At 71.7% G+C, this 23,355-nt stretch carries 13 protein-coding genes; 7 read left to right on the top strand and 6 right to left on the bottom strand.

Features of this window, described 5'->3' with window-relative positions; translation table 11 throughout:
- Window positions 1-243 precede the first annotated feature (243 nt).
- Complete coding sequence (glgX, locus tag ABZY45_RS11410; RefSeq protein ID WP_356738787.1) at window positions 244-2,364, top strand: glycogen debranching protein GlgX; 2,121 nt, start codon at window positions 244-246, stop codon at window positions 2,362-2,364.
- 10 nt (window positions 2,365-2,374) lie between these two features.
- On the opposite strand, the gene ABZY45_RS11405 is transcribed toward glgX, so the two are convergent.
- The 4 genes from ABZY45_RS11405 to ABZY45_RS11390 form a co-directional block, all read right to left on the bottom strand.
- Window positions 2,375-3,031, bottom strand: a complete 657-nt coding sequence (locus ABZY45_RS11405) for a response regulator transcription factor (RefSeq protein WP_356738477.1) — start codon at window positions 3,029-3,031, stop codon at window positions 2,375-2,377.
- Window positions 3,032-3,052: 21 nt separating this feature from the next.
- Window positions 3,053-4,303 (bottom strand): sensor histidine kinase, encoded by a 1,251-nt coding sequence (locus ABZY45_RS11400; protein ID WP_356738475.1) that lies wholly within the window; start codon window positions 4,301-4,303, stop codon window positions 3,053-3,055.
- Window positions 4,304-4,428: 125 nt separating this feature from the next.
- On the bottom strand, window positions 4,429-5,202 hold the full coding sequence (locus ABZY45_RS11395) for an ABC transporter permease (protein WP_356738473.1): 774 nt from the start codon (window positions 5,200-5,202) through the stop codon (window positions 4,429-4,431).
- The gene (locus tag ABZY45_RS11390; protein ID WP_356738471.1) at window positions 5,199-6,107 is read right to left on the bottom strand and encodes an ABC transporter ATP-binding protein; all 909 of its coding nucleotides are present in this window, start codon (window positions 6,105-6,107) and stop codon (window positions 5,199-5,201) included. Before ABZY45_RS11390 ends, ABZY45_RS11395 begins: the two co-directional genes overlap by 4 nt.
- A gap of 153 nt (window positions 6,108-6,260) precedes the next feature.
- Between ABZY45_RS11390 and ABZY45_RS11385 the strand changes: the two genes are divergently transcribed.
- From ABZY45_RS11385 to ABZY45_RS11375, 3 genes are all read left to right on the top strand, one after another.
- Entirely contained in the window at window positions 6,261-8,063 is a 1,803-nt protein-coding gene (locus tag ABZY45_RS11385; protein WP_356738469.1) for an ABC transporter ATP-binding protein, read from the top strand.
- The gene (locus ABZY45_RS11380) at window positions 8,060-9,931 is read left to right on the top strand and encodes an ABC transporter ATP-binding protein (RefSeq protein ID WP_356738467.1); all 1,872 of its coding nucleotides are present in this window, start codon (window positions 8,060-8,062) and stop codon (window positions 9,929-9,931) included. The genes ABZY45_RS11385 and ABZY45_RS11380 overlap by 4 nt, the downstream gene beginning before the upstream one ends.
- 394 nt (window positions 9,932-10,325) lie before the next feature.
- Window positions 10,326-12,371 carry a M4 family metallopeptidase gene (locus ABZY45_RS11375; protein WP_356738465.1) on the top strand — a complete coding sequence of 682 codons (2,046 nt, stop codon included), beginning with the start codon at window positions 10,326-10,328 and terminating at the stop codon, window positions 12,369-12,371.
- Window positions 12,372-12,463: 92 nt separating this feature from the next.
- On the opposite strand, the gene ABZY45_RS11370 is transcribed toward ABZY45_RS11375, so the two are convergent.
- Window positions 12,464-14,266, bottom strand: coding sequence for a SpoIIE family protein phosphatase (locus ABZY45_RS11370; RefSeq protein WP_356738463.1), 1,803 nt, complete (start codon window positions 14,264-14,266; stop codon window positions 12,464-12,466).
- 179 nt (window positions 14,267-14,445) lie between these two features.
- Window positions 14,446-17,124: an alpha-glucan family phosphorylase gene (gene glgP / locus ABZY45_RS11365; protein ID WP_356738461.1), complete on the bottom strand. Its 2,679-nt coding sequence runs from the start codon at window positions 17,122-17,124 to the stop codon at window positions 14,446-14,448.
- Window positions 17,125-17,832: 708 nt separating this feature from the next.
- Between glgP and ABZY45_RS11360 the strand changes: the two genes are divergently transcribed.
- From ABZY45_RS11360 to ABZY45_RS11350, 3 genes are all read left to right on the top strand, one after another.
- Window positions 17,833-19,944 (top strand): alpha-1,4-glucan--maltose-1-phosphate maltosyltransferase, encoded by a 2,112-nt coding sequence (locus ABZY45_RS11360; protein ID WP_356738459.1) that lies wholly within the window; start codon window positions 17,833-17,835, stop codon window positions 19,942-19,944.
- A complete protein-coding gene (gene treS / locus ABZY45_RS11355) occupies window positions 19,941-21,647 on the top strand; it encodes a maltose alpha-D-glucosyltransferase (protein ID WP_356738457.1) in 1,707 nt (568 codons plus the stop codon). Before ABZY45_RS11360 ends, treS begins: the two co-directional genes overlap by 4 nt.
- A 249-nt stretch (window positions 21,648-21,896) precedes the next feature.
- On the top strand, window positions 21,897-23,345 hold the full coding sequence (locus ABZY45_RS11350; protein ID WP_356738455.1) for a maltokinase: 1,449 nt from the start codon (window positions 21,897-21,899) through the stop codon (window positions 23,343-23,345).
- Window positions 23,346-23,355 lie beyond the last annotated feature (10 nt).

Here is a 23,355-nt window from a genome sequence, read left to right as displayed (position 1 = left end):
GGGGGCACGTGAGTGCGGGCCCCGCCGTGGGCAGAACAAAGGGGGAGGACCCCACCAGGAAGGCCGCGGCCGGGACGCCGTACGCCCTCTCTCCGGGTACCGGTCCTACGAGCCGCAGGAGGCCCAGAGGTGTCGAGTACAGCCGAGCAGGAGGAAACGCCGCGCACCGCGGGGCGGATGGGGGCGCCCGGACCGGCCCCGGTGGGCGGAGCCGGTGAACCACCCGTATGGCCGGGTGCGCCGATGCCGCTGGGCGCCCGCTTCAGGGTGGGCCCGGACGGTGTCGCCGGCACCAACTTCGCCCTCTGGGCGGGCGGGGCCGAGGCCGTCGAGCTCTGCCTCTTCGACGAGCACGGCGGTGAGACCCGGCTCCGGCTGACCGAACTCACCCATGAGATCTGGCACGGCTTCGTCCCCGGGGTCCGCCCGGGGCAGCGGTACGGCTACCGGGTGCACGGCCGCTGGGACCCGTGGACCGGTGCCCGCTGGAACGCGGCGAAGCTGCTCCTCGACCCGTACGCCCGCGCGGTGGACGGTTCCTTCAGCCTGCCGCCCGAGGTCTACGGGCACATGCGGGACTGGCCCGACCAGCATGTCGCGGACACGGTGCGGGACGACCGGGACTCGGCTCCGTTCGTGCCCAAGGCCGTCGTGGTGCACGACGACGACGACTGGGCGGAGGACCGCAGGCCCAAGACCCCGTGGGCGGACTCCGTCATCTACGAGCTGCACGTACGCGGCTTCACCAAGCTCCACCCGGACATCCCCCCGGAACTGCGCGGCACCTACGCCGGACTGGCCCACCCGGCCGCCGTCGGCCATCTGCGGCGCCTCGGGGTGACGGCGGTCGAGCTGCTCCCGGTCCACCAGTTCGCCCACGAGGACCACCTCCTGCGGCGCGGACTGCACAACTACTGGGGCTACAACTCCATCGGCTACTTCGCCCCGCACGCCGGCTATGCCGCGAACGGCACGGCGGGGGCGCAGGTCGGCGAGTTCAAGCAGATGGTGCGCGCCCTGCACGACGCCGGGATCGAGGTGATCCTCGACGTGGTCTACAACCACACGGCGGAGGCCGGCGAGCTCGGCCCGACGCTGTCCCTGCGGGGCATCGACAACCGCGGCTACTACCGCCTCCAGCAGGACGCCCGCCGCTACGCGGACTACACGGGCTGCGGCAACACCCTGCACGTGGTGCAGCCGCAGGTGCTGAGGCTGATCACGGACTCGCTGCGCTACTGGGTGACGGAGATGGGGGTCGACGGTTTCCGCTTCGACCTGGCGGCGGCGCTCGCCCGCTCGATGCACGACGTCGACATGCTCTCCCCCTTCCTCGCGGTCATCGCCCAGGACCCGGTGCTGCGCCGGGTCAAGCTGATCGCCGAGCCGTGGGACGTCGGCAACGGCGGTTACCAGGTGGGCGCCTTCCCGCCCCTGTGGACCGAGTGGAACGACCGCTACCGGGACGCCGTGCGCGACTTCTGGCGCGGCGCCCTGCCCGACGTACGCGACATCGGTTACCGGCTCACCGGGTCGAGCGACCTGTACGCCTGGGGCGGCAGGCGGCCGTACGCCTCCGTCAACTTCGTCACGGCGCACGACGGTTTCACCCTGCGCGACCTGGTCAGTTACGAGCACAAGCACAACGAGGCCAACGGCGAGGGCAACCGCGACGGCACGAACGACAACCGCGCCTGGAACTGCGGCGCGGAGGGCGAGACCGACGATCCGGACGTCAACGCCCTGCGCCGCAGGCAGCTGCGCAACCTCCTGACCACGCTGCTCCTGTCGACCGGGGTGCCGATGCTGGTGGCCGGCGACGAGATGGGCCGCACCCAGGGCGGGAACAACAACGCCTACTGCCAGGACAACGAGGTCAGCTGGGTGGACTGGTCGCTCCTGGAGGACCCCCGGTGGCGCGAGCTGGCCGAGCTGACCGCCCGGGTGCTGGCCCTGCGCCACCGCCACCCGGTGCTGCGCCGGAGGGCGTTCTTCGCCGGGACGCCCCAGGCCCCGGACGGACTGCGGGACCTGGCCTGGTTCACGGACCGGGGCGCGGAGATGACCGAGGGCGACTGGTACGCGCCGGCGGCGACCCTCGGTCTCTATCTGTCCGGGCGCGACATCCCCGGCCGTGACGCGCGGGGCGGGCAGATCACCGACGACAGCTTCCTGGCGGTGCTGCACGCGGACCACCGGCCCTGCGACTTCACGCTGCCAGGGCCGCCCTGGGCCCAGTCCTACGAACTGGTGCTGGACACCTCGCGCGAGGAGCAGTCCACGGCCCCGGGGACGGTCCACCAGGGCGGTACGGCGCTCACGGTGCCGGGGAGGACGGTGCTGCTGCTGCGGGTGACGGGGTGAGCGGGCGCGCTCAGCCGAGGATGCCGCGCTCGTAGGCGACGGCGACGGCGGCCGCGCGGTCCTTCGCTCCCAGCTTGGCGAAGACATGCGTGAGGTGGGTCTTCACGGTCGCCTCGCTGATGAACAGTTCGGCGGCGATCTCCCGGTTGGAGGTCCCCCGCGCGACGAGTCCCAGCACCTCGCGCTCGCGCGCGGAGAGCGACTCGTTGCCCGGCGACGTGGGGGTGCGCACCCGCGAGACGAGGCGGGAGGCCACGGCGGGCGACAGCACGGTGCGGCCGTCGGCGGCGGCACGTACGGCGGTGAAGAGCTCGTCGCGAGGCGCGTCCTTGAGGAGGTAGCCGGTCGCACCCGCCTCGATGGCGGGCAGGGTGTCGGAGTCGGTGTCGTACGTGGTCAGGACGAGCACCCTGGAGCGGGCGCCGAGCCGGGTCAGTTCGGCGATGGCCGCCACACCCCCGCCGCCCGGCATCCGCAGGTCCATGAGCACGACATCGGGGTCCAGACGGCCGGCGAGCTCCACGGCGGCCACGCCGTCCGCCGCCTCGCCGAGCACCTCGAAGCCGGGCGCGGCGGCGAACATACCGCGCAAGCCGTCGCGTACGACGGGGTGGTCGTCGACGACCAGGAGGGTGATGACGCGCGCGGTGCCCGTAACCTCAGTCATATCGCGCCAGGTTACTGCGCGTCAGATACGCCGGACCAGCGGTACGCGTGCGGAGACGGCCGTGCCCTGGCCGGGTTCCGACTCGATCTCCACCGTGCCCGCGATCCGTTCGGCGCGGGCCCGCATCCCGCCGAGGCCGAAGCCGCCCGTGCCGGTGCGGGCGGGCAGGGCGGCCGGGTCGAAGCCGCAGCCGTCGTCGCGGATGTCCAGGGTGATCTCGTCCCCCATGTAGGAGAGGGTGACGCCCGCCCGTGCCGCACCGGAGTGCCGGGTGGCGTTGGCGAGGGCCTCCTCCGCGATACGGAGCAGCGTCGCGCCGACCTCGTCGTGGAGCGGCTCGACGGTGCCGGTGACGGTGAACTCCGCCCGCAAGCCGCTGCGTTCGGCGTACCCGGTGACCGTCTTGCCGAGCGCGCGGGGGAGGTCGTCGTGCTCCAGCGCGGCGGGCACCAGGTTGTGGACGGAGCGGCGGGCCTCGCCGAGGCTGTGGCGGGCCAGCGCGGCGGCCCGGTCCAGGTGGACGCGGGCGGTCCCCGGGTCGGTGTCGCGGGTGGAGGCGACGGCCTGGAGCTGGGTGATGATGCCGGTCAGCCCCTGGGCGAGGGTGTCGTGGATCTCCGCGGCGAGCCGGCGCCGCTCGTCGTCGACCCCGGCCTCGCGGGCCTGTACGAGGAGCTGGGCGTGCAGGGCCGCGTTCTCCGCCATGGCCTCCTCCAGCCGGATGTTGGTGCGTTCGAGTTCGGCGATGGTCTCGGCCTGGACGCGGGCCTTCTCCTCCTCGCGCATCCCGGCGTTCCAGAAGAAGAGGGCGAGAGAGGAGTTGAGGACGTAGAGGGCGCCGAAGGCGATCCAGTTCATCAGGTGGGCGGGCGGCAGCCCTCCGCTCTGCGAACCGGCCAGGGTGGCGGCGGTGGCGAGCAGCCCGATCCGGACAGCGGGCTTGGGCAGCAGCGGCTCGACGTCGAAGTAGCCGAGGGCCGCGTAGATCGCGAAGAACGGGTTGAGCCAGGTCAGGGCGAAGGCGAGGACGGTCCGCAGTGCGTAGTACGCCATCGCGGCGGGCGCCGCCGGCGCGGAGCGCGGGCGGGTCCGGCCCCACCATGCCTGGAGGCCGTAGGCCACCGCCACCAGCGCCCCGGCCGTGTACATCTCCGCGCGGGTCATGAGGAGGTCGGCGGCGACGGCGGAGACGAGGGTGGCCAGGGTGAGCGCGGCGTAGGGTCCGTACCGGTAGAACTGCTCCCAGCGGTCCTCGATCGGTCGGGGCGCCATCGGGTGAGGCGCCACCGTGACACGCGGGTGCGAAGGGCGCGGAGACTGCGTCATCCGCGCAGTCTCCCCCGGCCGCCCGCGCCCGTCACTCCCCCGCCGTCCTGCGGATGCGGCCCGGCTCTGTGTCACTGCCACCGGAAGAGACGGCTCGCGGCGTAGCCCAGCAGCGCGGTCCACGCCGCGACCACGCCCAGGCAGGCCCAGCTCGGCCAGTGGCCGGAGGCGGCCTGGTCCAGTGCCTGCGCGGCTGCGCCGAAGGGGGTGAACTCGACGATGCGGCGCAGGGTGTCGGGCATCGCCTGGACGGGCACCCAGACCCCGGCGGTGAACATCATCACGAGGTAGGCGACCGAGCCGACCGCCGTGGCCGCCTTCGTCGTACGGGACAGGGCGCAGATGGTGGCGCCCATGGCCAGCACGACGGCGACCGCGAGCAGCAGCGCCAGGACGTAGCCGGTCAGGTGCCCGGGGAGCGGGACGTCGTAGAGGAGGCGCCCCGCCGCCAGGACCAGGATCGCCGAGCCGAGGGCGGCGGCTCCGTGCAGGGTGATCTGCGCGGTGAGCAGCGCGGCGGGCCGCACCGGGGTGGTGGACATGCGGCGCAGGATGCCGCGTTCGCGGTAGGAGGTGAGCACCGGCGGCATCGCCTGGAGTCCGGCCATGATCATGGCGAGCAGGATCGAGACGGGGACGTAGAGATCGATGACCCGGCGTCCCGCGAGGTTGTCATCCGCTTCCTTGAAGGCCGGGACGAAGCCGAGGACGACCAGGAGGACGGACGGGAAGACGAGGATCCAGAACAGACTGCCGGGTTCGCGGAGGAAGAGCCGGGTCTCCGTCCTGAGGACGGCGGCGGCGGGGGCCGGGCGGGACGCGGTGGTGGGCATGGTCGTGGTCATGAGGCCTGTTCCGTGAGGTCGAGGAAGACGTCGTCCAGGCCGGCGTCGACGACGCGCAGCTGACGGGCGGTGAGATGGTGGCGGGCCAGGAGCGTGATGACGGCGTTGGCGGTGTCGTCGGTACCGTGGATGACGACCCTGCCGTCGGGGTCGGCGACCTCGACGGAGACCGCTCCGGGCAGGCCCGCGAGGTCGGCGGGCGCCAGCGGGGCCGACGGGGTGAAGGAGATGGCGGTGGATCCCGCGGAGCTGCCGATGAGTCCGCCGGGGGTGTCCAGCGCGACGACCCGGCCCTTGTCGATCACCGCGATCCGGTCGCAGAGCCGCTGGGCCTCCTCCATGAAGTGGGTGACCAGGAGGACGGTCACCCCGCTGTCCCGGATCTCCTCGATGAGCCGCCAGGTGTCGCGGCGGGCCCGTGGGTCGAGGCCGGTGGTGAGCTCGTCCAGCACGACCACGCGCGGGTTCCCGATGAGCGCGAGCGCGATGAACAGGCGCTGCTTCTGTCCGCCGGAGAGCTTGGCGAAGGGGCGGTCGATGTGGCCCTCCAGCCCGAGCCGCGCGGCGAGCGCGCGCCATCCGGCGGGCCGGGGGTAGAAGGCGCTGTAGAGCTCCAGCGCCTCCCGCACGGTCAGTTTGGGCTGGAGCTCGCTCTCCTGGAGCTGGGCGCCCAGCAGCTGGGTGACCTCGTGACGGTCGGTGGCCGGGTCGAGCCCGGCGACCCTGACGGTGCCCGCGTCGGGTACCCGCAGGCCCTCCACGCATTCGACGGTGGTGGTCTTCCCGGCTCCGTTGGGGCCGAGGATCCCGAAGATCTCCCCCTCGTCGACGGTGAAGCTCACCCCGTCGACCACGGGACGGCCCCCGTAGGCCTTGCGGACCCCGTTCACTTCGATGATTGCCATGCCCGTAAGGATTCCGGCGGGGGTCCGGCGCCGGTATCCGCCGTCACGCTCGGACCGGCATCAGCCGATCGGTTGACCGCGGCGTACGACCCGGCAGGCATGACCGGAAAATCACGTGAGCGATGTCAGTGGTGAACCATAGGCTCGCTCCTGATGCCCGAAAAACCTGCAGAGCCCACGGACCGGTCCGCCGTGCGCTCCCTCCTGCGTCTGTGGCCCTACGTCAGACCCGTGCGTGCGCGCTGGATCGGCGCCGCCCTCGTGGCGGTGCTGGCATCCTGTCTCGCCCTGGTGATCCCCCTGGTCCTGAAGTGGATGGTGGACGGCCCGGTCGCCGACCGTGATCCGGGCGGGGTCTGGCTGGGTGCGCTCTACCTGCTGCTCCTGGGCATCGTCGAGGCGGGGCTCTTCGGGCTCCGGCGGTGGCTGGTGGCCCGGCCGCTGGCCGGGGTGGAGGCGTCGATGCGCGCCGATCTCTACCGCCATCTGCAGCGGCTGCCTGTGGCCTTCCACGACCGCTGGCCCTCGGGGCAGCTGCTGTCGCGCGGGACCACGGACCTGATGCTGCTGCGGATGTTCCTGGCCTTCCCGCTGACGTTCCTGCTGGTCAACGGCACGACGATCCTGATCGGTTTCGTGATTTTGTTCGCCCAGGAGTGGTCGCTGGGGCTGGTGCTCCTCGCACCCGCCGTGCCCCTGATGATCCTCTGCTCGCTCTTCGAGACGAAGTACGCGGTGGTGGCACGCCGGGCCCAGGACCAGGTCGGTGATCTGACCACGGTCGTCGAGGAGAGCGTGCTCGGCATCCGCATCGTCAAGGGCTTCGGCCGCAACCGCAGCCAGGCGCTGGCGTTCCGGGCGCTCGCCCAGCGGCTGCGCACCACGGAGCTGGGCAAGGCCCGGCTGCTCGCCGGGATCTGGGCGCTCATCACCGCCATCCCGGAGCTGGCGATCGGGGCGGCGCTGGTGCTCGGCACCATCGAGGTCGCGGACGGGAATCTGTCGGCCGGGACGCTCGTCGCGTTCCTCTCGACGGCCCTGGCGCTGCGCTGGCCGGTCGAGTCGATCGGCTTCCTGCTGGCCATGAGCCAGGAGTCCGCGACGGCCGCCGACCGCTACTTCGAGGTGATGGACGTCCCGGAGGAGGCGGAACCCGAGCCGCGGGCAGGAGTGAAGGCGCGGAACGAAGGCGGTCTCGTCCTCGACGGGGTGGAGTTCCGCTACCCGGACGCCGACCCCGGCTCCCCTCCCGTGCTGGCCCGGATCGACCTGCGGATCCGCCCCGGCGAGACGATGGCCCTGGTGGGGGCCACGGGGTGCGGGAAGACGACGCTGACGGCGCTCGTCCCCCGGCTGCACGACGTCACGGCCGGCCGGATCCTGCTGGACGGCGAGGACATCGCCGCCATGGAGCGTGCCCGGCTGCGTGAGCTGGTGTCGGTGGCCTTCGAGGAGCCGACCCTCTTCTCGGCGACCGTGGGCGAGAACGTGCTGCTGGGGGCGGAGGGCGCGAGCGAGGAGGACCTTCTCCGGGCGCTGTCCGTCGCCCAGGCCGACTTCGTCCACGACCTTCCGCAGGGTGTGGACACCCAGGTCGGCGAGCAGGGCCTCAGCCTCTCCGGGGGCCAGCGGCAGCGACTCGCGCTGGCCCGGGCCGTGGTCGGCGAACCCCGTTTCCTGGTGCTCGACGACCCGCTCTCCGCTCTGGACGTGCACACCGAGGCACTGGTGGAGGCGGCTCTGCGGCGTGTGCTGGAAGGGACGACGGCCCTGGTCGTCGCCCACCGGCCGTCCACGGTGATGCTGGCGGACCGGGTGGCGCTGCTGTCCGGCGGCCGGATCAGGGCCGTGGGCACCCATCAGGAACTCCTGCGCACCGACGCCGAGTACGCCTGGCTGATGTCCGGCGAACGGGGCACCGGTGTCCCCGTCCCCGTGGAGGGCAGCATCCGATGACCAGTACGACTGCTGACGGCCCCGCCCTCACCGGCGACGACCTGCCCGAGGGACGGGCGGGCGGACCGCACGACGACGGGGACCTGTTCGACCACGACGCACTGCCCGCCCCGCGCGGAGCCACCTGGGCCCTGCTGACCTCCCTGCTCGGCCCGTTGCGGGCCAGGGTGGCCGTGGCCGCCCTCGTCCTGCTCTTCCAGCAGGCCGCCGTACAGGCGGGCCCGCTGCTCGTCGCGTACGCCATCGACAGCGCGGTGCCCGCGTTCCGGGACCATGACCACGGTCCGCTGGCCGCCGTGGGCATCGGGTACGCCGTGTGCTCGGTGGGCGCGGGAGTCCTCCAGTACGCCTTCATCCGGGCCGCCGCGCGGATCAACCAGGACGTGCTGCTCGACCTGCGCGGACGGATCTTCCGGCACGCGCAGGCGCTGAGTGTGGACTTCCACGAGCGGTACACCTCGGGCCGGCTCATCTCGCGGTCCACCACCGACGTGGAATCCCTGCGCGAGCTGCTGAGCGAGGGGCTCCAGGAACTGATCGGCGTGGTCCTGTCGTTCGTGTCGATCTCCCTCATGCTGCTCTGGCTCGACCTCGGCATCGGGTCCATCGCGGTGGCCTCCTTCGTGCCGCTGTACCTTCTGGTGCGGAACTACCGCCGGCGGGCGTCCGAGGCCTATTCGGCGCGCTCCTCGGCGATCGCGGCGGTCATCGTGAAGTTCGCCGAGACGATGAACGGCATCCGGCCCGTGCAGGCCTTCCGCAGGGAGCGTGCCAACGACGGGGACTTCGCGGTGCTCAACCGCCGTCACGAGCGGAGGAACGGCGACGCCCTGCTGGAGATGGCCCGTTACGTCGTCGGCTCCCGTCTCGTCGCCAACACGGCCGTGGCCGCCATGGTGCTGTGGGGCGCCTACCGGGTCGCCTCGGGCACGCTGGCGCTCGGCGTACTGGCCGCGGCGGTGCTCTACCTGCGGAGGCTGTACGACCCGATCGACCGGCTCGCGATGTTCCTCAACTCCTACCAGTCGGCCGCGGCTTCGCTGGAGAAGATCGCCGGGCTGCTGGCGCAGACGCCCACCGTGCCCGAGCCGGTCGCGCCGAAGGCGCTGCCCGGCCTGACCGGTGAGCACCCGGGCCGTGAGGTCACCTTCGAGGAGGTGCGGTTCGCGTACCGGACCGGCGGCGAGGTCCTTCCGCGCTTCGGGCTGACGATCCCGGCGGGCCAGACCGTGGCCGTGGTCGGCTCGACGGGTGCGGGGAAGTCGACGCTCGCCAAGCTGCTGGCGCGCTTCTACGACCCCACGGAGGGCCGGGTCCTGCTGGACGGCACCGACCTGCGCGATCTGGCGACGCCCGAACTGCGCCGCGGTGTGGTGATGGTGACCCAGGAGGCGTTCCTGTTCTCCGGGACGATCGCCGAGAACATCGCGATCGGGCGCCCGGACGCCGGCCCCGAGGAGATCGAGCGCGCCGCCAAGGCCATCGGGGCGCACGACTTCATCGCCTCGCTGCCCGACGGTTACGAGACAGACGTCCGTAAGCGGGGCGGGCGGATCTCCGCAGGTCAGCGGCAACTCGTGGCGTTCGCACGCGCGCTGCTCGCGGACCCGGCCGTGCTGATCCTCGACGAGGCGACGAGTTCGCTCGACGTCCCCGGGGAGCGTGCGGTGCAACGGGCCATGGATACCGTCCTGCACGGGCGTACGGCGGTGGTCATCGCCCACCGGCTGTCGACGGTCGAGATCGCGGACCGGGTGCTCGTGATGGAGCACGGCCGGATCGTGGAGGACGGTACGCCCGCCGAACTCATCGGCGGTGACGGCCGTTTCGCCGGGCTGCACAAGGCGTGGCGGGAGAGCCTGGCCTGACGGCCGCCGGGGCCCGGCGCTCCCGAAGACGAAGACACGCCACGAGGGACGGCGCGGAACTGGCCACAGTTCCGCGCCGTCTCAGCACGTGGTCCACTTCCGCTTCGCCTTTCGCCCCCCGCGCGACGTACACAGGGCCGGAACCTCGACGCACCCTGCGAATACAGGGTTCGGGGCATCTCGGCGGGGCCTTCGCCACCCCCGGGCGACACACGGGGAAACGTTCGCTTAACGAACACGGCACTTCCGGCAACGGACGACTTCCGGCCAATGTGTTGACGCGGTCCTGACACACCCCTGCTTCTGCTGGCACTCTTCCCCCGTTCCACGCACCGCCTGCTCTGCCGGCCGACTCACCCAGTCGGCCGTGACCCCCCTCGCAGAAGGAGTCCGCGTGAGACCCACGCCCAGCCGTCGTGCCACAGCGACCGGCGCTCTGATAGCCGCAGCAGCACTCCTCGCCGTAGGAATCCAGGGCGGTGCCGCCACGGCCGCCCCCGAGGCCGCCACCGCGGCCCCGGCCGCCGCGGTGAAGGGCGCAGACCCCGGCGCGCTTCCCGCGAAGCTCTCCCCGGCGCAGCGCGCCGAGCTGCTCAGGGAGGCGAACTCGACCAAGGCGGCGACCGCCGAGGAACTCGGTCTCGGAGCCACGGAGAAGCTCGTCGTCCGCGATGTCGTCAAGGACGTCGACGGCACGACCCACACCCGCTACGAGCGCACCCTGGACGGTCTCCCCGTCCTCGGCGGCGACCTGGTCGTCACCGCGTCGGAGTCGGGCACGACCGAGGGAGTCACCAAGGCCTCCAAGGCGACCGGCGCACAGCTGAAGGCCGTCGGCAGCACGGCCGGCATCGCCCCGGCCACAGCCGAGAAGCAGGCGCTCACCGCGGCCCGCGCCGACGGCTCGAAGAGCACCGCGGCGAGCAAGGCCCCGCGCAAGGTCGTCTGGGCGGCGAGCGGCACCCCGCAGCTGGCCTACGAGACGGTGGTCGGCGGACTCCAGCACGACGGCACGCCGAACGAGCTGCACGTCATCACGGACGCCTCGTCCGGCGCCAAGCTCTACGAGTGGCAGGCCATCGAGAACGGCACGGGCAACACCCAGTACAGCGGCCAGGTCACGCTGGGCACGTCGGGCTCCGGCAGCTCGTACAACCTGACCGACACGGCGCGCGGCAACCACAAGACGTACAACCTGAACCGCGGCACCTCGGGCACGGGGACGCTGTTCTCCGGCGCCGACGACGTCTGGGGCAACGGCAGCGCGTCGAACACCGAGACGGCCGCGGCCGACGCCCACTACGGCGCCGCGGAGACCTGGGACTTCTACAAGAACGTCATGGGCCGCAGCGGCATCAGGGGCGACGGCGTGGGCGCGTACTCCCGCGTCCACTACGGCAACAACTACGTCAACGCCTTCTGGTCCGACAGCTGCTTCTGCATGACGTACGGCGACGGCAGCGGCAACCTCGCGCCCCTGACCTCGCTGGACGTGGCGGCCCACGAGATGACGCACGGCGTCACCTCGAACACCGCCGGCCTCAACTACAGCGGTGAGTCGGGCGGTCTCAACGAGGCCACCTCCGACATCTTCGCGGCGGGCGTGGAGTTCTACTCCAACACCGCCACCGACCCGGGCGACTACCTCGTCGGCGAGAAGATCGACATCAACGGTGACGGCACCCCGCTGCGTTACATGGACAAGCCGAGCAAGGACGGGGCGTCCAAGGACTACTGGTACTCCGGCCTCGGTTCGGTCGACGTCCACTACTCCTCGGGTCCGGCGAACCACTTCTTCTACCTGCTCTCCGAGGGCAGCGGCGCCAAGACCGTCAACGGGGTGTCCTACAACTCCCCGACCTCGGACGGCCTTCCGGTGACCGGCATCGGCCGGGACAAGGCGCTGCAGATCTGGTTCAAGGCGCTCACCACGAAGTTCACCTCCACCACGAACTACGCGGCGGCCCGTACCGGCACCCTCGCCGTGGCCGGTGAGCTGTACGGCACCACGAGCGCCGAGTACACGGCGGTCGCCAACGCGTGGGCCGGCATCGCCGTCGGCTCCCGTCCCGGTGGCGGCGACCCCGACCCGGGCGGCACGGTCTTCCAGAACACGACCGTCAAGGCCCTCGCCGACCGGAGCACCACCAACATCCCCGTCGTCGTCAGCGGCGTCACGGGCAACGCGCCCAGCGACCTCTCGGTGGCGGTGAACATCACGCACACCTACCGCGGTGACCTCGTCCTCGACCTCGTCGCCCCGGACGGCACGGCGTACCGGCTGAAGAACTCCTCGTCGAGCGACTCCGCGGACAACGTGGTGGCGACCTACACGGTCAACGCCTCGTCCGAGGTGGCCAACGGCACGTGGAACCTGAGGGTCCAGGACGCCTACTCCGGCGACACCGGCACCTTCAACAGCGTCAAGCTCACGTTCTGATCCTCCGCCGGCGCTGAGCGGGCGCCGGCGGAACACGGAACGCTGCGGACCGGACGGCCCGGGGGAGCGTGCTCCCCCGGGCCGTCACACGTTCAGCCGGGGAGGTTCTGCTCCGCCCAGACGACCTTGCCGGTCGCCGTGCGGCACGAACCCCACCTGCGGCAGAGCAGGTTGATGAGCTGCAGGCCCCGTCCGCCCTCGTCGCTGACGTCGGCGTGCTGGATCTGCGGCAGATCGGGTCCGGTGTCGGCGAGCTCCACCTGGAGCCGCTCGTCGTACAGCAGCCTGAGCCGGCCGGGTCCGCCGCCGTAGCGCAGGGCGTTGCCGACCAGTTCACTGACGACCAGCTCCGTCACGTCGGCGAGTTCGTCCAGGCCCCATCGGCCGAGCTGCTCGGTGACCAGCTTGCGGGCGGTGGAGGCGGGGTTGCCCTCGGTGGGCAGGTCCCACTCCCGCAACCGCAGCTCCTGCGGCGGTTCGTGGCCCCCCGCGACGAGCAGCACCGCCTCGTCGAAGCGTCCGTCGTCCTGGCGCGGCGAGGTGAGCGGGCCCCCGGCGTCGAGCTGCCCGGGCTCCATCGCGGCCACGGACGTGCGCAGCCGCTCCAGCTGTACGTCCACGTCGTCGGTCCTGGTCTTGATCAGCCCGTCGGTGTAGAGCACCAGCCGGCCGCCCGCCGGACCGCGCAGCCGCAGCGGGTCGTACGGGATGACCCCGGCACCCAGCGGCGCCCCGACCGGTACGTCGACATAGCGGGCGCTGCCGTCGGGGCCGACCAGCAGCGGCGGCGGATGACCCGCGCTCGCGACGGTGTAGCTGGAGTCCGCCGGGTCGTAGACCGCGCACAGGCAGGTGGCGACCTGGTCGTCCTCCAGATCGCGGGTCGCCAGGTCCAGCCGGGCGAGCACCCGGTCGGGCGCGATGTCCAGGGTCATGAGGGTCCGGGCGACGGTCCGCAGCCGCCCCATGGTGGCGGCCGCGGGCAGTCCGTGGCCGGTGACGTCGCCGACGACCAGCGCCGTACGCCCGCCGGGGAGCGCGACCACGTCGTACCAGTCGCCGCCCACCCCGTGCGCGTCGACCGCCGGGGCGTAGTGGGCGTGCACCCCCAGCCCCGGGGTGTGGGGCGTGGCCCGCGGGAGCAGGGATCGCTGCAACGACACGACGTGCTGGCGTTCGCGTCCGTAGAGCCGGGCGTTGTCGATGAACACCGCCGCCATGGAGGCCAGTTGACTCGCCAGGTCCAGGTCGGCGCGGTTGAAGGGCGGGCTGTTCCCGGCTCGTACGAAGTCGGCGGAGCCCAGCAGGACACCGCGGGCGATCAGCGGCACCGCCATGTAACTGTGCACACCCTGACGCCGCATGGCCCGCGCGGCGCTGTCGGTGGGCGTGACGCGCCGGTAGTCCTCCAGGGTCATGCGGCTGACCAGCACGGGCCGGCCGTTGCGCAGGCACTCGGTGGTCAGCAGCGTCTCGCGGCGCTCCCGGCGGTCGACCACCTCGCCCACCGGGGCGGGTTCGAGCTCGTTCAGGGCGTCGATGGCCCGGACCGCCATGGCGCGGGTGACGGGGACCGCCGCGCCGGTGACGCGTTCGCCCTCCTCACCGCGCAGCACCGACTCCAGCACGTCGACGGCGGCGCCGTCGGCCAGCCGCGGGACGCTGAAACCTGCCAGTTCCTCGGCGGTCCGCTCCAGGTCGAGGGTCGTGCCGATGCGGGTGCTCGCGGCGTTGAGCCAGCGCATCCGGGCCGCGGTCGTGAAGCGGTCGCCGCGCAGCGGGACGGATTCCGGGCGACGGACGTGCAGCGGCCTCGATGTGCCGTTCCGCGCGGCCAGCCGACGGGTCAGGCGTCTCGCTCGGCCTCCGCCGCCGTTCACCGTGCTGACCTCCACTCGCGTCCCTGTCAGGGAACGCCTCGCTGTCACGTCGGTGGCTGCTGGAGCACACCGGCACGGCTGTCATGTTAGCGAGATCACGGCGAAAACACCCCTGCCGGTTCGCCGGTGAGCTGCGGGCACAGGGGTGGACCCGGCGCCGCACACGCGCGCCGGGCCCACCGGGAACCGTGACGTCAGCGCAGGAGCACCCCGCCGCCGTCGACCGTGGCCGCGTTCGGCACCGCGACGAGGCCGAGCTCCGCGCCCGAGGCGAGCAGCGGATGCGAGGGCAGCACACGCACGGTGTAGCCGTACGGGCCTGTGCGGTCCAGGGCGAGCGGGCCCTCGTACAGCCAGCGGTCCTCCAGGTCGTGGCCGCCGGCCGGCTTCAGCGGAAACGTCTGGGCGTCCGCGATCGCGTCGCCGGAGTCGACCCGCCCCGCGACCACCTGCACCTCGACGTCGTCCGGGTCGAGGCCGCCGAGGGCGATCCGGACCCGGAGCGCCAGCGTGGACCCCAGCTCGGCGGATCCGCCGACGACCGTGTCGGCCGAGGCCTCCACGTGGTCGACGGCCACCTGGGGCCAGGCCACACGGATCCTGGCCTTCCAGGCGGCGAGTTCACGCGCCGTCGCGGGCTCCAGCGCCCGGCGGGCGAGCGCCGCGGGGGCGTAGAGCCGTTCCACGTACTCCCGGACCATCCGCCCCGCGAGGACCTTGGGGCCGAGGGTGACCAGGGTGCGGCGGACCATCTCGATCCACCGCTCGGGCAGGTCCTCCGCGTTGCGGTCGTAGAAGCGCGGTGCGACCCGGTCCTCGATCAGCGAGTAGAGGGCGCCCGCCTCCAGCTCGTCGCGCCGCTCCTCGTCGGTGGCGGAGCCGTCGGCCGTGGGGATCGCCCAGCCGAAGTCGGGCTCGAACCACTCGTCCCACCAGCCGTCCCGCACGGAGAGGTTCAGGCAGCCGTTGAGCGCCGCCTTCATCCCGCTGGTGCCGCAGGCCTCCAGCGGGCGCAGCGGGTTGTTGAGCCACACGTCGCAGCCCGGGTAGAGCTTCTGCGCCATCCCCATGCCGTAGTCCGGCAGGAAGACGATGCGGTGACGCACCTTCGGGTCGTCCGAGAAGCGCACCAGCTCCTGGACCAGCCGCTTCCCGCCGTCGTCGGCGGGGTGGGCCTTGCCCGCGACCACGATCTGGATGGGGTGCGTCGGGTGGAGCAGCAGGTCCCGCAGCCGGTCGCGGTCGTGCAGCATGAGGGTCAGCCGCTTGTACGAGGGCACCCGGCGCGCGAAGCCGATGGTGAGCACGTCCGGGTCGAGGACCCCGTCGATCCAGCCCAGTTCCGCGGTGCCCGCGCCGCGCCTGCGCCAGGAGGCGTAGAGCCGCTTGCGGACCTCGGCGACGAGCTGCTCGCGCAGCCCCCGGCGCAGGTCCCAGATCTCGCGGTCGGGGACGGTTGTGACCGCGTCCCAGCGTCTCGGCGTGGCGGCGGCCCCTCCCCCGGCGCTGGCCGTGCGATCGATCCCTGCGCCGGAGAGCGCGTCCTCCGCGCGTTCGGACCCGACGGTGAGGGCGCCGAGGCGGAGCACCTCGGGGGCGACCCAGGTCGGGGCGTGCACCCCGTTGGTCACCGAGGTGATCGGCACTTCGGAGGGGTCGAATCCCGGCCACAGCCCGGAGAACATCTCCCGGCTGACGGATCCGTGGAGGGTGGAGACCCCGTTGGCGCGCTGGGCGAGCCGCAGGCCCATCACCGCCATGTTGAAGAGGTCGGGCTCGCCGCCGGGGTACGTCTCCATGCCGAGGCGCAGGATCCGTTCCACGGGGACGCCGGGCAGCTCGCCGTCGTCACCGAAATGACGGGCCACGAGCTGGCGTTCGAACCGGTCTATGCCGGCGGGCACCGGGGTGTGGGTGGTGAACACGGCGCCCGCCCGGACGACCTCCAGGGCGGCGTCGAAGTCCAGGCCGCCCTCGGAGAGCTCCCGGATGCGCTCCAGTCCGAGGAACCCGGCGTGGCCCTCGTTGGTGTGGAACACCTCGGGGGCGGCGTGCCCGGTCAGCCGGCAGTAGGTGCGTACGGCGCGCACCCCGCCGATGCCGAGCAGCATCTCCTGGAGCAGCCGGTGGTCGCTGCCGCCGCCGTAGAGCCGGTCGGTGACGTCGCGCTCCCCCGGTGCGTTCTCCTCGACGTCGGAGTCCAGGAGCAGCAGGGGTACGCGGCCGACCTGCGCCTGCCAGACGGAGGCGTACAGGGAGCGCCCGCCGGGCAGGGCGAGCACCACCCTGCTGGGCGTGCCGTCGGTCTCCCGCAGGAGGGTGAGCGGGAGCTCGTTGGGGTCCAGTACGGGGTAGTGCTCCTGCTGCCAGCCGTCCCTGGAGAGGCTCTGACGGAAGTATCCGTGACGGTAGAGCAGGCCCACCCCGATGAGCGGCACGCCCAGGTCGCTGGCGGCCTTCAGGTGGTCCCCGGCCAGGATGCCGAGGCCTCCCGAGTACTGGGGCAGGGCGGCGGTGACCCCGAATTCGGGTGAGAAGTAGGCGATGGCGGCGGGGAGCTCCGCGCCCTGGGCGAGCTGGTCCTGATACCACCTCGGACCGTCGAGGTAGGCGTTCAGGTCCTCGGACACCTCGGTGAGGCGGCGCAGGAAGTGCTGGTCCCCGGCCAGCTCGCCGAGGCGCGCGGCGGAGACGGCGCCGAGCAGGCGCACGGGGTCCGCGTCCGCGGGCCGCCAGCCCTCCGGGTCGGCGGCCTGGAAGAGCTGTTGGGTCTCGGTGTGCCAGGACCAGCGCAGATTGCGGGCGAGGTCGCTGAGCGGTCGCAGGGGTTCGGGGAGGACGGGACGCACGGTGAATCGACGAATGGCCTTCACGTATCCCACCTTTACAGGGGACGTACGGATCCGAGGGGACGCACGACGGTGTACGCCCTCTCCGTCACCCTCGACGGTAGCGGTGCGGCGCGCCGGATAGCCACGGCGCGCGACCGGCTCAGTGGGCCCGCCCGGGCGCGGCCCGCCCGCCCCCGCACCCCGGCGCTGCACCGGGCGCGCTCTCCCTCTGCCGCCTCCCGGACCACTCCGATCACAGGGACCCCGCCCGCCCCGTGGGCCCCAGCCGCCGCTTGAGCCAGATGCGCCTGTTAAGTCCTCGTCTGTCACGGGCGATATGGCTGATTTCCCCTCCTCGCTCGGACTTGTGGCACCCCGCACCACAGGGAAGGCTGCCAAGGTGCCCACGTGCCGGCCGGGGGAACGGCGCGCGGCCCACAGCGTGCGCCTGTTGCACCCAGGAGTTAACACGCCGCCGGGTTGGCCGCCCGAAAGCGGTGGGAAGGCTTCCCCGGTGCACACCCCCGCGCTGCACACCTCAGGTGCCCCGGTCGGAGCACGAACCCCCCGCGCACCTGCCATTCGAGGCCATTCGAGTGAACGCGGACAGGAGCGGCCATGCCCACAGCCCGCCAGCCGACAACTGAGCAGCTACAAAGGACGCAACCCCACCATCGCGGCGCGCGCGGTCAGCCCTTCACGCCCACGTCGCACGCCCTGCATGCCGAGCTCCGACCCCCAGGTGATTCCATGATCGGTCGCATTCCCGTCCTGGACGTCCGTCCGCTCGTCGACTGCGGCAGACGGCCGGCCAAAGCCGTCGCGGGCGAGACCTTCGAGGTCAGCGCCACCGTGTTCCGCGAGGGACACGACGCGGTGGCCGCCAACGTCGTCCTGTGCGACCCGAACGGACGGCCCGGCCCCTGGACGCCGATGCGCGAGCTCGCTCCCGGCACGGACCGCTGGGGCGCCGATGTGACCCCGGAGGCCGAGGGCCACTGGACGTACACCGTCGAGGCGTGGAGCGATCCGGTCACCACCTGGCGCGACCGTGCCGCGATCAAGATCCCGGCGGACATCGACACGTCCCTGGTCCTGGAGGAGGGCGCCGAGCTGTACGCCCGTGCCGCCGAGGGCGTGCCCAAGCAGGACGGGCGGGAGGCCGTGCTGGCCGCCGTCGACGCCCTGCGCGACACGGGCCTCACCGCGGCCGACCGGCTCGCGGCCGCGCTGACGCCCGAGGTAAACGAGGCGCTCGGCCGCCACCCCTTGCGGGAACTGGTCACCGCCTCCCGCCCGATGCCACTGACCGTGGAGCGCAGGCGCGCCCTCTACGGCTCCTGGTACGAGCTGTTCCCCCGTTCGGAGGGGGCGCGGCTGGAGGAGGCCGCGCCCGCGAAGCCGGCCCGCAGGCCCCGGGCCACGAAGACGGCCAAGACCGCCAGGTCCGCGACGGCCGCCGCCACGCGGAAGAAGAGCCCCACGGTGACGGCCGAGGTCCCCCCGCCGGCGCCGAAGCTGGTCAGCGGCACCTTCCGCACGGCCGCCGAGCGGCTTCCCGCCGTGGCCGCGATGGGCTTCGACGTCGTCTACCTCCCCCCGATCCACCCCATCGGCACCACGCACCGCAAGGGCCCCAACAACAGCCTCACCCCCGGCGCGGACGACCCGGGTGTGCCCTGGGCGATCGGTTCCGCCGACGGCGGCCACGACGCCGTCCACCCGGACCTCGGCACCATCGAGGACTTCGACCACTTCGTCGCGACGGCCCGCACGCTCCGCATGGAGATCGCCCTGGACTTCGCCCTCCAGTGCTCCCCGGACCACCCGTGGGTGACGGAGCACCCGGAGTGGTTCCACCACCGGCCCGACGGCACCATCGCCTACGCCGAGAACCCGCCCAAGAAGTACCAGGACATCTATCCGATCGCCTTCGACGCGGACATGAGCGGGATCGTCACCGAGACGACGCGGATCCTCCGGTTCTGGATGGACCACGGCGTACGCATCTTCCGCGTCGACAATCCGCACACCAAGCCGGTGGTCTTCTGGGAGAAGGTGATCGCCGACATCAACCGGACCGACCCCGACGTGATCTTCCTGGCGGAGGCCTTCACCCGTCCCGCGATGATGCGCACGCTGGCCTCGGTCGGCTTCCAGCAGTCCTACACGTACTTCACCTGGCGTAACACGAAGCAGGAACTCACCGAGTACGTGTCCGAGCTCTCGGGCGAGAGTGCCTCGTACATGCGGCCCAACTTCTTCGTGAACACGCCCGACATTCTTCCCGGTTACCTCCAGGAGGGCGGCCGTCCCGCCTTCGAGGCCCGGGCCGTGCTGGCATCGACGCTGTCCCCCTCCTGGGGCGTGTACGCCGGCTTCGAGCTGTACGAGAACACCCCGGTGCGTCCCGGGAGCGAGGAGTACCAGGACTCCGAGAAGTACCAACTCAGGCCCAGGGACTGGGAGTCGGCGGAACGTGAGGGCCGCTCGCTCGCTCCCCTGATCACCACCCTCAACCGGATCCGGCGTCGCCATCCGGCGCTCCAGCAACTGCGCGACGTGCACTTCCACCCGGTCGACAACGAGGCGCTGATCGCCTACAGCAAGCGCTCCGGTTCGGACGTCGTCCTCGTGGTCGTCAACCTCGACCCTCACCACACCCAGGAGGCCACGGTCTCGTTGGACATGCCGCGTCTCGGCCTCGACTGGCACGAGAGCGTGCCGGTGCGCGACGAGCTCACCGGCGACACCTATCACTGGGGCAGGGCCTTCTATGTGCGTCTCGAGCCGGGTGTGACACCGGCGCACATCGTCGCCCTGCGACCGTCCCCGCCGACCGGAGGGTCACCCACACCATGATCGTCAATGAGCCCGTCCACGACCTGTTCGAGGACACTCCCGCCAAGGACCGCGATCCCGACTGGTTCAAGCGCGCCGTCTTCTACGAGGTACTCGTCCGGTCCTTCCAGGACTCCAACGGAGACGGTGTCGGTGACCTCAAGGGCCTGACCGCCAAGCTGGACTATCTCCAGTGGCTTGGCGTCGACTGCCTGTGGCTGCCGCCGTTCTTCAAGTCCCCGCTGCGCGACGGTGGTTACGACGTCTCCGACTACACCGCCGTGCTGCCCGAATTCGGCGACCTCGCCGACTTCGTGGAGTTCGTCGACGCCGCGCACCAGCGCGGCATGCGCGTGATCATCGACTTCGTCATGAACCACACGAGCGATCAGCACGACTGGTTCCAGCAGTCCCGCACCGACCCGGACGGTCCGTACGGCGACTACTACGTCTGGGCCGACGACGACAAGCAGTTCCCGGACGCGCGGATCATCTTCGTCGACACCGAGACGTCCAACTGGACCTTCGACCCGGTCCGCAAGCAGTACTACTGGCACCGGTTCTTCTCGCACCAGCCGGACCTCAACTACGAGAACCCGGCCGTGCAGGAGGAGATCATCTCGGCCCTGCGCTTCTGGCTGGACCTCGGCATCGACGGCTTCCGCGTCGACGCCGTGCCCTACCTCTACCAGCGCGAGGGAACCAACTGCGAGAACCTCCCCGAGACCCACAACTTCCTCAAGCGGGTCCGCAAGGAGATCGACGCCAACTACCCGGACACCGTGCTGCTCGCCGAGGCCAACCAGTGGCCCGAGGACGTCGTCGACTACTTCGGCGACTACCAGGCCGGCGGCGACGAGTGCCACATGGCGTTCCACTTCCCCGTGATGCCGCGGATCTTCATGGCCGTACGGCGCGAGAGCCGGTATCCGGTCTCGGAAATCCTGGCGAAGACCCCCGAGATCCCTTCGGGCTGCCAGTGGGGCATCTTCCTTCGCAACCACGACGAGCTCACGCTCGAGATGGTCACGGACGAAGAGCGCGACTACATGTACGCGGAGTACGCCAAGGATCCGCGGATGCGGGCCAACATCGGCATCCGCCGGCGTCTCGCGCCGCTGCTGGACAACGACCGCAACCAGATCGAGCTGTTCACGGCGCTGCTGCTGTCGCTGCCCGGCTCCCCGATCCTCTACTACGGGGACGAGATCGGGATGGGCGACAACATCTGGCTGGGCGACCGGGACGCCGTACGCACCCCGATGCAGTGGACGCCCGACCGCAACGCCGGTTTCTCCTCCAGCGATCCGGGGCGGCTCTACCTCCCCACGATCATGGACCCGGTCTACGGCTACCAGGTGACCAACGTGGAGGCTTCGATGGCCTCGCCGTCGTCGCTGCTGCACTGGACGCGGCGGATGATCGAGATCCGCAAGCAGAATCACGCCTTCGGCCTCGGCTCGTACAACGAACTGCCGTCGTCCAACCCGGCCGTGATCGCGTTCACCCGTGAGTACAAGGACGACCTCGTGCTGTGCGTCCACAACTTCTCGCGGTTCGCACAGCCGACGGAGCTCGATCTCAGGGCCTTCAACGGGCGTCATCCGGTGGAGCTGATCGGCGGGGTGCGCTTCCCGGCCGTCGGTCAGTGGCCCTATCTGCTGACACTCGCGGGGCACGGTTTCTACTGGTTCCGGCTGCGGAAGGATGCCCCGGTCGGCTGACCGCCGGTGACGGACGGCTGACGGCGCCTCACCGTGGAGGCGCCACTCGCGGGGCGGTTTCCGCCGCCCCGCACGGGGCACTCTCCCCCATATCGAGCTCTTCCGGGCTCCTTCGGGCGCCCATCGGCCCAATGATCGAGTCCTACGGACTTTTCCTCACCGACACGTCCCGCACAGCCGGACAGCCATTGCCGCAATCCGGGACACTCTTCGCATCCTGTGGTGTGCCCGGGGAAAGGACGCGATGCCATGTCGGAGGCTGCATCCACTCGAGTCGCCCTGGCGAAGAGCACAACATCACGAAAGACGACGAGACGGCATCCGCCGGGCAGCACGGGCAGCACGGCCCTGCTCGCCTCGCTCGCCCCGCTGCTCCACGAGTGGGTGCCACGCCAGCGCTGGTTCGCGGGCAAGGGGCAGGCGGTCACCGGCTTCTCGCTGATCGCTGCCACCGAGATACTGCCGCTGGACACCACGAGCACGGGCCCGGGACTGCTCCATCTGCTCGTCCGGGTCCATCAGCCCGGCGGCCGCCACGCCCAGGCCCAGGCCCAGGGAGACTGCTACCAGCTGCTGCTCGGCGTGCACGGCACGCTGCCCCCACGACTGGCGGACGCCCGCATCGGCCAGGTGGCGGAGGGTCCGCTGGCCGGCCGCACCCTGTACGAAGGGCTGCACGACCCCCGGGTCGCCGACCTCCTGCTGGAGCGGTTCCGTCACCCCGGCACGCTCGGCCCTCTCCGTTTCGACCGCGCGGAACCGATCCCTCCGGGGCTCACCCCGCGCGTCCTGGACACCGAGCAGTCCAACTCCTCGCTGGTCTACGGGGACGCCTTCATCCTGAAGATCTTCCGGCGGGTCTTCCCGGGCACCAACCCCGATCTGGAACTGCCGCTCGCGCTCGGCCGCGAGGGCTGCGGGCGGGTCCCCGCCCCAGTGGCCTGGTTCGAGGCGACCACCGGCCCCGAGCCGCTCACGCTCGGAGTGCTGCAGCCGTTCCTGCGGGGCGCCCAGGACGGCTGGCAGCTCGCGCTCGCCGCGCTGGCCGCCGGACGGGACTTCGTTTCCGAGGCGCACGCGCTGGGCCGTGCCACGGCCGAGGTGCACACGGCCCTGGCGGCGGCGCTGCCGACGCCCCCGCTGGCCCACGACCGGACCAGGCACCTGGTGGCCGGGATGGTGGAGCGTCTGGAGGCCGCCGCCCAGGCCGTCCCCGCGCTCGTCCCGTACGTACCGGGCCTGCGCACCGCCTTCGACGCCGTCGCGGCGCTCGGGGAGACCGGCCGCGGCTGGGCCGCCCAGCGGGTCCACGGCGATCTGCACCTGGGCCAGACCCTGCGCGGGGACGACGGCTTCTGGTCACTGATCGACTTCGAGGGAGAGCCGGCCAGGCCGCTGCCCGAACGCCGCAGCCCGCAGCCGACGGTGCGTGACGTCGCGGGGATGCTGCGGTCCTTCGACTACGCCGCCCGCTCGCACCACCCGTGGAACCCGGAGTGGGCGGCCCGCTGCCGTGCCGCCTACTGCGAGGGCTATGCGAGTGCGGCGGGCGCCGATCCGCGCGGCGAGCCGGAACTGCTGCGCGCCCATGAGACCGACAAGGCGGTGTACGAGGTGCTGTACGAGGCCCGGCACCGCCCCGACTGGCTGCCGGTGCCGATGGCCGCCATCCAGCGCCTGGCCGCCGAGCCCGCGTGACCTCCCCTCC

It is taken from the genome of Streptomyces sp. NPDC006516 (assembly GCF_040611875.1).
GTDB lineage: Bacteria > Actinomycetota > Actinomycetes > Streptomycetales > Streptomycetaceae > Streptomyces.
The sequence above is the reverse complement of the archived record's forward strand: the minus strand, read 5'-3'. Positions and strand labels throughout refer to the sequence as shown.